Annotated in this window: 8 protein-coding genes; 7 read left to right on the top strand and 1 reads right to left on the bottom strand. The window is 66.7% G+C overall.

Annotated elements, in window-relative coordinates; translation table 11 throughout:
* Nucleotides 1-34 precede the first annotated feature (34 nt).
* A complete protein-coding gene (locus tag OG406_RS11050; RefSeq protein ID WP_443067068.1) occupies nt 35-3859 on the bottom strand; it encodes a GH92 family glycosyl hydrolase in 3825 nt (1274 codons plus the stop codon).
* Nucleotides 3860-4343: 484 nt separating this feature from the next.
* Here OG406_RS11050 and ngcE point away from each other — a divergent pair, with 484 nt between their 5' ends.
* The 7 genes from ngcE to OG406_RS11015 all read left to right on the top strand — a co-directional run bounded on the left by ngcE (nt 4344) and on the right by OG406_RS11015 (nt 12654).
* Entirely contained in the window at nt 4344-5792 is a 1449-nt protein-coding gene (ngcE, locus tag OG406_RS11045) for an N-acetylglucosamine/diacetylchitobiose ABC transporter substrate-binding protein (RefSeq protein ID WP_164375120.1), read from the top strand.
* Nucleotides 5793-5826: 34 nt separating this feature from the next.
* Entirely contained in the window at nt 5827-6759 is a 933-nt protein-coding gene (locus tag OG406_RS11040; protein WP_164375119.1) for a carbohydrate ABC transporter permease, read from the top strand.
* A gap of 15 nt (nt 6760-6774) precedes the next feature.
* A complete protein-coding gene (locus OG406_RS11035) occupies nt 6775-7713 on the top strand; it encodes a carbohydrate ABC transporter permease (RefSeq protein ID WP_164375118.1) in 939 nt (312 codons plus the stop codon).
* A gap of 244 nt (nt 7714-7957) precedes the next feature.
* Nucleotides 7958-9157 carry an ROK family transcriptional regulator gene (locus OG406_RS11030; protein ID WP_081221858.1) on the top strand — a complete coding sequence of 400 codons (1200 nt, stop codon included), beginning with the start codon at nt 7958-7960 and terminating at the stop codon, nt 9155-9157.
* 132 nt (nt 9158-9289) lie between these two features.
* Nucleotides 9290-10387 carry a substrate-binding domain-containing protein gene (locus OG406_RS11025; protein ID WP_267050026.1) on the top strand — a complete coding sequence of 366 codons (1098 nt, stop codon included), beginning with the start codon at nt 9290-9292 and terminating at the stop codon, nt 10385-10387.
* 183 nt (nt 10388-10570) lie between these two features.
* A complete protein-coding gene (locus OG406_RS11020) occupies nt 10571-11365 on the top strand; it encodes an ATP-binding cassette domain-containing protein (protein WP_164375117.1) in 795 nt (264 codons plus the stop codon).
* Complete coding sequence (locus tag OG406_RS11015) at nt 11362-12654, top strand: sugar ABC transporter permease (RefSeq protein WP_164375116.1); 1293 nt, start codon at nt 11362-11364, stop codon at nt 12652-12654. Before OG406_RS11020 ends, OG406_RS11015 begins: the two co-directional genes overlap by 4 nt.
* Nucleotides 12655-12785 lie beyond the last annotated feature (131 nt).

Raw genomic sequence — 12785 nt, 5'->3', positions numbered from 1 at the left:
TCCGGGCCCGCCCCTTTCTGCCGTGCCGCGCGCGTCAGGCGAGCAGCTCCACCTCCGCGAGGGTCGCCGCGTCGTCGAGGACGAGACGGTAGTGGGCGTAGGAGCCCGGATGCGCCACGGTGAACGCCCGGGTCTGCTTGTCCCAGGGGAAAGACTCGCCGGACCGCTTGTCGAGGTCCTTCCACGTCGTGCCGTCCGAGGACCCCTGGAGCGTCCAGCCGGCCGGCGCCTTGGTGTGGTCCGCGGAGGTCAGCGTGTACTGGACCCCCTTGGTGGCGTCGCCCGCCGGCAGGTCCACCGAGGTGACGGTGGCGTCGGTGGCCGAGGTGTTGTCGAAGAGCGGGCCGTCACCCTTGAGGGTGTCCGAGCGCGGCGACGGCACCTTGTCGTCCTGGGCGATCGACGGGGGAGCCGCGTTCTTGCCGGTGCCCCACGAGGACGGCTTCGCGCCCATGTCGAACTCCAGCACCCCGCCCTTCGAGATCAGCGAGTTCGGGAGCGAGGTCGAGCTCCACCGCTTGCCGTCGACCGTGACGCCCTGCACGTAGATGTTCTTCGCGCTGTTGCGCGGGGCCTTGATCACCAGGTCCCGGCCGTTCTCCAGGTGGACGGTCGCCTTCGTGAACAGCGGGGAGCCGATGGCGTACTCGCCACTGCCCATCACCAGCGGGTAGAAGCCGAGCGAGGAGAACAGGTACCAGGCCGACTGCTCGCCGTTGTCCTCGTCGCCGTGGTAGCCCTGCCCGATCTCGCTGCCGGCGTAGAGCCGGGAGAGGACCTCGCGGACGTTCTTCTGTGTCTTCCAGGGCTGCCCGGCCGCGTCGTACATGTAGTTGACGTGGTGGGCGACCTGGTTGGAGTGCCCGTACATGCCCATCCGGACGTCCCGGGCCTCGGTCATCTCGTGGATGACACCGCCGTAGGAGCCGACCACGTCAGGCGAGGCCGTCTCGGGGGTCGCGAAGTACGTGTCGAGCTTGTCCGCGAGCGCGGCCCGGCCGCCGTACAGGTTGGCCAGCCCCCGGGAGTCCTGCGGCGCGGTGAAGGCGTAGCCCCAGCCGTTGGTCTCCGTGTAGTCGTAGCCCCACACGCGCGGGTCGTACTTCGCGGAGTCGACCCGCCAGTCGCCCTTCGCGTCACGGCCCTGGAAGAAGCCGGCCTTGGAGTCGAAGAGGTTGACGTAGTCCTGGGCGCGGTTGAGGAAGTAGTCCGACTCCTCCTTGTAGCGCTTCTCGCCGGTCTTCTTGTAGAGCGCCCGGCCCATCTCGGCGATGCCGTAGTCGTTGTTGTAGCCCTCCATGGCCCACGACAGGCCCTCACCCGTGTCGGTGCTCGTGTAGCCGAGGAAGGGGGAGGTGGACATGCCCTTGCGGCCGACGCCGGAGGCCGGCGGGACGACCGTCGCGTTCTTCAGGGCCGCCTCGTACGCCGCCTTGGCGTCGAACTTGACCCCCTTGACGTACGCGTCCGCGAACGCCACGTCCGAGGAGGTGCCCGTCATCAGGTCCGCGTAGCCGGGCGAGGACCAGCGCGAGGTCCAGCCGCCGTCCTTGTACTGCTGCACGAACCCGTCGACCATCTCACCCGCCTGACCGGGTGTCAGGAAGGAGTAGGCCGGCCAGGTCGTCCGGTAGGTGTCCCAGAAACCGTTGTTGACGTACACCTTGCCGTCGACGATCTTCGCCCCGGTGTGGGTCGGGGTGTCCGGGTTCGGCATGGGGGAGAACGGCGAGGCGTACTGGTACGTCGAACCGACCTTCTCGAAGCCGGAGTTGGGGTACAGATACAGCCGGTACATGCTGGAGTACAGCGTGGTCAGCTGGTCCGGGGTCGCGCCCTGGACCTCGATCTTGCCGAGCAGCCGGTCCCACTGCTTCTGCGCCCCGGCCTTCACGGCCGCGAACGAGGTGCCGTCCGGGATCTCCTGGCGCAGGTTGTCCTTGGCCTGGTCCACGCTGATCAGCGAGGTCGCCAGGCGCAGCGTGACGGAGTGGTCGGCGCCGGGCTTGAACTTCATGTAGCCCTTGACGCCCTTGGAGCTGCCCTCGGTGACGGGGGCGTCGAAGACCCCGTAGACGAAGAGCCGGGTGGCGCCGGTCGACAGGCCGGACTTCACGTCCGAGTAGCCGGTGACCACCCCCGCGTCGCTGTCGAGCGTCAGCCCGGCCTGCTCGGTGACGTTGTCGAACACCACGTTCGCGTCGTCACCGGGGTAGGTGAAGCGCAGGGCCGCCGCGTGGTCCGTCGGCGCCATCTCCGCCTTCAGGCCGTTCTCGAAGGTCACCCCGTAGTAGTACGGGCGCGCGGTCTCGTTCTCGTGCCGGAAGGCCAGTTCGCGGGCGTCCCGAGCGGTGTCCGGGGTCCCGGCCGCGACGGACGGCATCACCTGGAAGGTCTGCCGGTCGCCCATCCACGGGCTCGGCTCGTGGCTCGCGCTGAACGCCTCTATGGTCGGCAGGTTGTCCGCGTTGTTCGCACGTGCGTAGTCGTACAGCCAGCTGAGCGAACCCGCGTTGGTCACCGGCGTCCAGAAGTTGAAGCCGTGCGGGACGGCCGTCGCCGGGAAGTTGTTGCCGCGCGAGAAGCCGCCGCTGGAGTTCGTGCCGCGGGTGGTGAGCGCGTAGTCGGACAGATGCGCCTTCGGCTTCTCCGGCGCGGCCGTCTTCAGCGACACGTCGTCCAGCCAGCCGCGGAACTTCGCGGGGCCCTTCGGCGAGTCGTACGCGAGGAGGATCCGGTCGACGGTCTTCCCGGCCGCGACGGAACCGATCCGGGAGGTCACGTTGTTCCACTGGTTGACGTACAGCACCTTGGACGCGCCCTGGCCCTGCGGGGTGAGCGCGAACCCGTGCTGGTCCACGGCGTTCAGCCCGCTCAGCGAGGTGCCGTCGGTGAAGACCAGGTCCACCGACACGTTGGTCGCGTCGTAGTCCCGGTCACCGTCCGCCATCGCGGGGAAGATCCGGTACCCCAGCTCGGTGTCCCGGCCGACGCGCACGTTCACGTCGAAGACCTTGTTGTACGAGTACGCCCGGCCGTCGCCCTTGTGGGTGCCGGCGTAGCGCAGGGCCCGCTTGCCCGTGAAGCCCGCGCCCGCCTTCGCGGTGGGCGAGCCGCTCGGCCCGCGGTCCACGAGCGAGAGCATGTCCTTGGGCGTCGGGTCGTCGCTCTGCCCGGTCGAGAACTGGACGTCGGCGAGCTGGAGTATGTCGCCGCCGTTGTTCTTCGTGACGTCGAGGCGGAAGTGCTGGTACTCGGCCGGGCTCGCGATGTCGTACGACTTGGTCTGGAACCGCTCGCCGAAGGCCTCCCCGGTGCGGGTGTCGAGGGTCTTCCAGTCCTTGCCGTCGGTGGAGCCCTGGAGGGTCCAGTCCTTCGGGTCGCGCTCGTCGTGGTCGTTCGCGGAGGTGAGCGCGTACGTGACCACCTTCACCGGCGCGTCCAGGTCGAACTCCGCCCAGCCGGTGGTGTCGAAGGTCAGCCACTTGCTGCTGGGCTCGCCGTCGACGAGGTTCTCCTTGACCTCCCCGCCGCCGGTGTTCTCGTCGCTGGCCCGTACGTCGGTGACGTGGTCGGTCACGTTTCCGGGGATACCGGTGCTGTAGCCGCCGTCGACACCGGAGGATCTTTTCGTCCCGTCCGGTGCCGTATCCACCGTGTTGATCCAGTCCGGTGCCGGATCACCCGATTCGAACGACGAGCTGAAGTCCCGGTCGGGCGCCGCCGCTTGGACCGGCAGCGCGACCGCCACGCCCTGCGAGGCGGCCACCAGGGAAAGCGCCGCCACCCCCAGAGCGACGGGGGAAAGCCGTCCGACGCGACCCGTGGAACTCCGTCTGTACCGAGCTCTCTGCTGCATGCCCGAGCCCTCCCAAGACATCGACAACGTTGTCAATTTCAGTACGCAAGGACCATTGGTGCGTCAAGTTGTCTGTGCTGTCAAGGGTGTTGGATGTGGCATCCGGGGTGAATGCGTGCGACGAACCAGGCATTGGTTCCATTGCGGGAGGTTGGCCCCCTGGGGGCCTTCGTCGGGGTGATCCGTGGCTGCCCCATATTTCCGGGAGGTCTCAACTCGGAAAAGACCGACGGGCAAACCTGCATTCGATCTTGCTCCGCTGGCGGGAAGTGGACTATACCTGTCGCGTCCGGCCAGTCGATCGACTGGCTCTGGACAGGCAGGACCCAGGGGGGAAATTCGAGGGCCGGCGGACCGTGGTCGATACACCTACCGCCGATTCGTCCCAGTGAATCCCCCATGCACGACCCCAGCTTGACCTAACCGCGGTGCCGGGGAGGATCCGGTTCACCGCCTGAGTCCTGGAGAAGGCGAGGACTTGAGCATGGGATCCACTTCCGCCGAGAACAGCAGCCCCGAGGGTGTCGGCCGCCGTGACCTCATCAAGAGGTCGGCCGCACTTGGTCTGATCACCGTTCCGACGATGAGCTTCCTGTCCGCCTGCGCGAGCGGCGGCGGCGACGACACGTCGGACGACAAGGGCACCGGCAAGACCAGCAAGGACAACCCCTTCGGCGTGAAGAAGGGCGGCGGCAAGCTCGACGTCGTCGTCTTCAAGGGCGGCTACGGCGACGAGTACGCCAAGGCCTGGGAAGCGGCCTTCGACAAGAAGTGGGGCACCAAGAGCGCCCACACCGGTACCCAGGAGATCACCGGCAAGCTGCAGCCGCGCTTCAACGGCGGCAACCCGCCGGACATCGTCGACGACTCGGGCGCCCAGCAGATCAAGCTGGACGTGCTCTACAAGAGCGGCCAGCTCCTCGACCTGGCCGCGGTGCTCGACGCCCCGTCCATCGACGACCCGAGCAAGAAGGTCCGCGACACCCTGATCCCGGGCACGCTGGACCCGGGCCTGCAGGGCGGCAAGGTCGTCTCCCTGAACTACATCTACACGGTGTGGGGCCTCTGGTACTCCGGCAAGCTCTTCAAGGAGAAGGGCTGGGACGTCCCCAAGACCTGGGACGACTTCCTCGCCATCTGTAAGGACGCCAAGTCGCAGGGCATCGGCGGCCTCGCCCACCAGGGCAAGTACCCGTACTACATCAACGTCGCCATCATGGACCTGATCGCCAAGAAGGGCGGTCTGGACGCCATGAAGGCGATCGACAACCTCGACCCCAAGGCGTTCGTCGGTTCCGACGCCGCCCTGGCCGCCGTCGAGGCGATCTACGAGGTGGTCGAAAAGGGCTACCTGATGCCGGGTACGAACGGCCTGACGCACACCGAGTCGCAGACCCGGTGGAACCAGTACAAGGCCGCGTTCATCACCTGTGGCTCCTGGCTGGAGAACGAGCAGCTCAAGCAGACCCCGGACGACTTCGACATGAAGTTCATGCCGATGCCCAACCTGCCGGACAGCGCGCTGCCGTTCGAGGCGATCCGGGCCGGCTCCGGCGAGCCCTTCATCATCCCGTCGAAGGCCGCGAACCTCCCCGAGGCCAAGGAGTTCATGCGCTCCATGCTCTCCAAGGAGTGGTCGACGGTCTTCGCGCAGAAGGCCAACTCGCTCACCATCCTCAAGGACGGTGTCTCCGACGGCGTGCAGCTGCGCCCCGGTACGCAGTCCACGGTCGAGGCCTCCAAGGCGGCCGGCGACAACACGTTCAACTACCTGTACCCCAACTGGTACAGCGAGATGGGCACCTCCATCGAGAACGCGTCCAACGAGCTGATGTCGAAGCGCATTCAGCCGAAGGAATGGCTGAAGCGGGCCCAGGCAGCGGTCGACAAGGCGGCCAAGGACCCGGAGTCCAAGAAGAACCACCGCGACTGATCACGTAAACCCGGCACACCAGGGGCAGGATGCCATGCGAAAAGGGCAGTACCGGTTCGTCGCGGGGTTTCTCCTCGCACCTTTGGCGCTGTATCTGATCTTCGTGATCTGGCCTTACATACAGACCATCGGCTACTCCTTCACCGACTGGAAGGGCCAGTCGCAGACGTTCAGTTTCGTCGGCCTGGACAATTACAAGGCGCTGTTCCAGGACGACGTATTCCTCGGAGCGATCTGGCACAACATCCTGTTCCTGGTGTTCATCCCGGTGATCACCATCCTGCTCGCCCTCTTCTTCGCCTTCATGGTGAACGCGGGCGGGCGGGGCGGCGCCGGTGGCGTGCAGGGCGTCGCCGGCTCGCGCTTCTACAAGATCGTGTACTTCTTCCCGCAGGTGCTGTCCCTCGCGATCGTGGCGGTGCTCTTCGGAGCCCTCTACCGCAGTGACGGCGGCGGGCTGCTCAACGGCCTGCTCATCAAGCTGGGCCTGGTCGACGTCAACAACCCCATCGAGTGGATGAACGAGCCCAACCTGGTGCTCTGGTGCCTGATGGCGGTCGTCGTCTGGCACGGCGTCGGCTTCTACCTGGTGCTCTTCTCCGCCGCCATGCAGTCCATCCCGAAGGACATCTACGAGGCCGCGCTGCTCGACGGCGCGAGCCGCACCCACACCTTCTTCCGGGTCACCCTGCCCCTCCTCTGGGACACGGTGCAGACCGCCTGGGTCTACCTCGGCATCATCGCGATGGACATGTTCGTCCTCGTCTCGACCATGACCCAGGGCACGGGGTACGGCGGCGGACCGGACCACCACAGCGAGGTCATGGCGAACGTCATGATGCGCAACTTCCTCTACTACGGAAGGAGCGGCTACGCCTGTGCCATGGGCGTCGTCATGCTCCTCCTCACCCTGATCCTGTCCGTGGTCACGCTGCGCGCCACCCGCCGCGAGCGCATCGAGTTCTGAGCGGGAGACACGACTATGAGCGCACCCATCACGGAGCCGACGAAGGTCGACGGCGCCGGAGTACCCCCGCAACGAACCGTGAAGAAGGCCCCGCCCCGGCCGGGCGACAAGCGCACCGAGGGAATGGCCCTCAACGTCTTCTCGCACGGCTTCCTGGCCCTGTGGGCCATCCTGATCATCCTGCCGCTGCTCTGGCTCGTCCTGAGCTCCTTCAAGACCGACGCGCAGATCGGGGGGTCGGCCCTCGGCTGGCCGTCCAACTGGCAGCTGGACGTGTTCAGCCGGGCCTGGAACAAGGGCATCGGCGACTACTTCGCCAACACCCTGATCGTGCTGGTCTTCTCGGTCCCGCTGACCATGCTCCTCGGGGCGATGGCGGCGTACGTCCTGGCCCGCTACGAGTTCCCCGGCAACCGGGCCATCTACTTCTTCTTCGTCGGCGGGGCCATGTTCCCCGTCTTCCTCGCCCTGGTCCCGCTGTTCTTCATGGTCAAACGCCTCGACATGCTGAACTCGTACCAAGGTCTGATCCTGGTGTACGTCGCCTACTCGCTGCCGTTCACCGTTTTCTTCATGCACGCGTTCTTCCGAACGCTGCCCGGGGCGGTCTTCGAGGCGGCGGTGCTCGACGGGGCCTCGCACACCCGGGCGTTCTTCCAGGTCATGCTCCCGATGGCCAAGCCCGGACTGCTCAGCGTCGGCATCTTCAACGTGCTGGGCCAGTGGAACCAGTACATCCTGCCCTCGGTCCTGATGCAGCCGCAGAGCAGTTCCGATCCGGAGCGCTACGTCCTCACGCAGGGCCTCATCCAGCTCCAGCAGCAGCAGGGATACGCCACCGACCTTCCCGTCCTCTTCGCGGGCGTGACGATCGCGATGATCCCGATGCTCATCGTGTACCTGTCCTTCCAGCGCCAGGTACAGGCCGGCCTCACGTCGGCGACGCTCAAGTAGGTCTCCGGCCCCTTCCGCGCCAACGCCACCCCCGTCTCGCGGGGGTGGCGTCCGCGTGTCCGGGCGGTGACGGAAATCGAACAAGACTGGACGGACCCGATTTCCGTCAAGGACTTGACTGCGGTAACCCGTTCAGCGGAGCTTGGAGTTCACAACTTGTAAGTGACCGGCGTCCCGTTGCTGTGACCCGGATCACACGGGTGGCATCGGGGCCGCCCGGCTGAGGGCAGGAGTGGATGAGTCGATGGAGACTCCGGGGTCGCAGTCGTCGCTGCACCGAGCCAATCTGGAGCGCGTCGTAAGAGCGGTGCGCCTTGCCGGATCGCTCACGCAGGCGGAGATCGCGAGGACGACGGGCCTGTCGGCCGCGACCGTTTCCAATATCGTCCGTGAACTCAAGGACGGGGGAACGGTCGAGGTCACTCCCACTTCGGCGGGCGGGCGCAGGGCCCGCAGCGTGTCCCTGAGCGGGGACGCCGGCATCGTCATCGGGGTCGACTTCGGTCACACCCATTTGCGCGTCGCGGTCGGGAATCTGGCGCATCAGGTGCTGGCGGAGGAGTCCGAGCCGCTGGACGTGGACGCCTCGGCCGCGCAGGGCTTCGACCGGGCCGAGGAGCTGGTCAGTCGCCTGATCGCGGCAACCGGTGTCGACCGGTCCAAGATCGCGGGTGTGGGGCTCGGTGTGCCGGGTCCGATCGACGTGGAGTCGGGGACCCTCGGGTCCACGTCGATCCTGCCGGGCTGGACCGGTGCGAGGCCCGCCGAGGAGCTGCGGGGGCGGCTCGGCGTGCCCGTGCACGTGGACAACGACGCCAACCTGGGCGCGCTCGGCGAGATGGTCTGGGGGAGCGGGCGCGGGGTCAGGGACCTCGCGTACATCAAGGTCGCGAGCGGTGTCGGCGCGGGCCTGGTGATCGACGGGAAGATCTACCGCGGCCCGGGTGGCACAGCGGGAGAAATCGGGCATATTACTCTTGATGAATCCGGCCCCGTGTGCCGTTGCGGCAACCGCGGCTGCCTGGAGACCTTTGCGGCGGCGCGCTATGTGCTGCCGCTCCTCCAGTCCAGCCACGGGACGGACCTGACCATGGAAGGCGTGGTCAGGCTGGCGCGGGACGGTGATCCGGGCTGCCGTCGGGTGATCGCCGACGTCGGCCGACATATCGGGAGTGGAGTCGCGAATCTCTGCAATTTGCTGAACCCGAGCCGAGTGGTCCTCGGCGGCGATCTCGCCGAGGCCGGAGAGCTCGTCCTCGGGCCCATCAGGGAGTCTGTCGGCCGCTACGCGATCCCCAGCGCCGCACGTCAACTCTCGGTGTTGCCAGGGGCACTTGGGGGCCGTGCGGAGGTGCTCGGAGCGCTCGCTCTCGCGCTCAGCGAGATGGGCGATTCGACCCTTTTGGACGGTTCTCTGAATGCCGTAACGCCTGCCTTCACTTAGAGAACGCATGGCACCGTTGCCATCTCGTTAAGTATTTACTTCTTGACGTCGCACGTGTGGCCGAGTTGACTTCCAGCCACCTCGGCCGCAACGACGCGGCCTCGTCAGGGAGGTTTCAAAGTGAACACGCAGATGCGTCGTGCCGCCGTTGCCGTTGCCGCTGGTGCAATGGCTGTCTCGCTGGCCGCTTGTGGCAGCGCCAAGGACTCCGGCGGCGGGAGCGACAGCTCCAGCTCCGCCAAGAAGGGCGACGCGATCAAGGTCGGTCTGCTCCTTCCGGAGAACCAGACGGCCCGCTACGAGAAGTTCGACAAGCCGCTCATCGAGAAGAAGGTCTCGGAGCTCACGAACGGCAAGGGCAAGATCGTCTACGCCAACGCCAAGCAGGACGCGAGCACCCAGAACCAGCAGGTCGACACCATGATCACCAACAAGGTGGACGTGCTGATCGTTGACGCTGTGGACTCCGCCGCCATCAAGAGCTCGGTCCAGAAGGCCAAGGACGCCGGCATCCCGGTCGTGGCCTACGACCGCCTCGCGCAGGGTCCGATCGACGCCTACACCTCTTTCGACAACAAGACTGTCGGCAAGACGCAGGGTGAGGCGCTTCTCAAGGCCCTTGGCTCCAAGGCCAAGTCCGGCAAGATCGTCATGATGAACGGTTCGGTCACCGACCCGAACGCCGCCCTGTTCAAGGCCGGTGCCCACGAGGTGCTGGACGGCAAGGTGAACGTCGGCAAGGAGTACGACACCAAGGAGTGGAAGCCGGAGAACGCCAACTCCAACATGGAGGGCGCCATCTCGGCTCTCGGCAAGAAGAACATCATCGGCGTCTACTCCGCCAATGACGGCATGGCCGGCGGTATCATCACCGCTCTGAAGGCCGCCGGCATCTCCGTCCCGGTCACCGGCCAGGACGCCGAGCTCGCCGGTGTCCAGCGCATCGTCGCCGGCACCCAGTTCATGAGCGTCTACAAGCCGTACGCCCCGGAGGCCGACGCCGCCGCGGAGATGGCTGTCGCGCTCGCCCAGGGCAAGTCGCTCGACTCCATCGCCAAGGACAAGGTCGACAGCCCGACCACCAAGCAGGTCGCGTCCGTCCTGGTCCCGGTCACCTCGCTGACCAAGGACAACATCAAGGACACCGTCGTCAAGGACGGCGTCTACACGGTCCAGGACATCTGCACCCCGGCCTACGCCGCGGCCTGCAAGAAGATCGGCCTGCAGTAGAAGCAACCGCAAGTCACGAACCGCGTACGGGAATTCGGACCTGAATTCCCGTACGTGACTTGCTGAAACAAAGCCCCTCCGGCGCCCCGCATCCAACAGCCCCGCAAGCTAGGCGGGGCGCCGGAGAGAACACCCCTCCACAAACTTCTGCACAACCTCCCGCCGGGTCAGGCGGCGAAGGAGATGGTTAACGTGTCCGCTACGCCTGTTCTGGCGTTGCGCGGGGTCTCCAAGCGATTCGGTGCCGTCCAGGCGCTCACCGATGTAGAGCTTGAAGTCCACGCCGGTGAAGTGGTCGCCCTGGTGGGCGACAACGGTGCCGGAAAGTCCACGCTGGTGAAGACGATCGCCGGCGTGCACCCCATCGATGAGGGCTCGATCGAGTGGGACGGCAAGGCCGTCCAGATCAACCGCCCGCACGACGCCCAGCACCTGGGCATCGCGACGGTCTACCAGGACCTCGCGCTCTGCGACAACATCGATGTCGTCGGCAACCTCTACCTGGGACGCGAGGTGAAGCGGCGCGGCATCCTGGACGAGGTCGAGATGGAGCGCCGCTCCCGCGAGCTGCTGGACACGCTGTCCATCCGCATCCCCAGCGTCCGCATCCCGATCGCCTCGCTCTCCGGCGGTCAGCGTCAGACCGTGGCGATCGCCCGTTCGATGCTCGGTGAGCCCAAGCTCGTCATCCTCGACGAGCCCACCGCCGCGCTCGGCGTCGAGCAGACCGCCCAGGTCCTCGACCTGGTCGAGCGTCTGCGCGAGCGGGGCCACGCGGTCATCCTCATCAGCCACAACATGGCTGATGTGAAGGCCGTGGCCGACAAGGTCGCCGTCCTGCGCCTCGGGCGCAACAACGGCGTCTTCGAGGTCAAGTCGACGTCCCAGGAAGAGATCATTTCCGCCATCACGGGCGCCACGGAGAACGCCGTGACCCGTCGTGCGGCGCGCAGCAGCAATGGGGAGGCTCAGAAGTGAGCATCGACAAGACCTCCGAGTCCCCTGAGGACCACGCGGTACCGAATCCGGAGGCGGCCGCCGCGGCGGTCCCCGTCGTGGACCCGCGACTGCTCGTGCGCGAGCAGGGCGTCAAGGGCTACGTCACCGAGTTCAAGCGGAAGGTGAAGTCCGGCGACCTGGGCTCCATCCCCGTCGTGATCGGCCTGATCATCATCTGGGCGATCTTCGCGAGCCTGAACTCGAACTTCCTCACCGCCGGCAACCTCTCCGACATCTCCGTCGCCATGGTCGGCACGGGCATGATCGCGGTCGGCATCGTCTTCGTGCTGCTGCTCGGTGAGATCGACCTGTCGGTCGGTTCGCTCTCCGGTGTGGCCGGAGCGACGTTCGCGGTACTCAGCGTCACGCACGGCATGAACGAGTGGCTCGCCCTCGTCCTGGCCGTACTCACCGGCACGGTCGCCGGCGCCATCCAGGGCTTCTTCTTCGCGCGCATCGGTGTGCCGGCCTTCGCCGTCACGCTGGCGGGTCTGCTGTTCTGGAACGGCCTCATGCTCCAGATCCTGGGCAGCAACGGCACCATCAACCTGGACAGCAACGGCATCGTCGCCAAGCTGACCAGCTACTACTTCTCCGACGTGGCCGCCGCCTACGCGCTCGCGATCGTCGTGACCGCCGGGTACTTCCTCACCTCGCTGTTCGGCAACCGTCGCCGCGAGGCGGCCGGCGTGCCGTCCCAGCCGCTGGGCGAGATCATCGTGCGCACCGCGCTGCTGGCGGTCCTCACGCTGGCCGTCGGCGCCGTGTACAACCAGTACAAGGGCCTGCCGCTCGCCGTGGTGATCTTCGTCGCGGTCCTGCTGCTCACGGACTTCGTGCTGCGCCGCACCGCGTACGGCCGGAAGATCTTCGCGCTCGGTGGCAGCGTCGAGGCCTCCCGGCGTGCGGGCATCAACGTGGAGATGGTCCGGATCTCGGTCTTCGCGATCTCCGGCACCTTCGCCGCCATCGGCGGTCTGTTCATCGCCTCGAAGATCGCCTCCGCCAACCAGGGCGCCGGTGCCGGTGACCTGCTGATGAACGCCATCGCGGCGGCCGTCATCGGTGGCACCAGCCTCTTCGGTGGCCGGGGCCGCACGTGGAACGCCCTCCTGGGTGTCCTCGTGATCGTCTCGATCCAGTACGGCCTGGCCCTGCAGGGCATCGCCTCGCCGGTCCAGTACATGATCACCGGTGGTGTGCTTCTCGCCACGGTCGTCATCGACGCCGTCACCCGCAAGACCCAGAAGTCGGCGGGTCGCGCGTAGGGTTCACGCCCTTCACAGCCCTGTGCCCGGCGCCAATGGCGGTGCCGGGCACAGTCATGTCCGGAAAGCGAATGCGTGTTCCTATCCGGTACGGCCGATCGTGTGGCGTAGATCGCCGGGCCCGGCCCGCG

It is taken from the genome of Streptomyces sp. NBC_01428, from assembly GCF_036231965.1.
Classification (GTDB): Bacteria; Actinomycetota; Actinomycetes; order Streptomycetales; family Streptomycetaceae; genus Streptomyces.
Note: the sequence above shows the minus strand (reverse complement) of the source record. Positions and strands in the feature narration are given on the sequence as shown.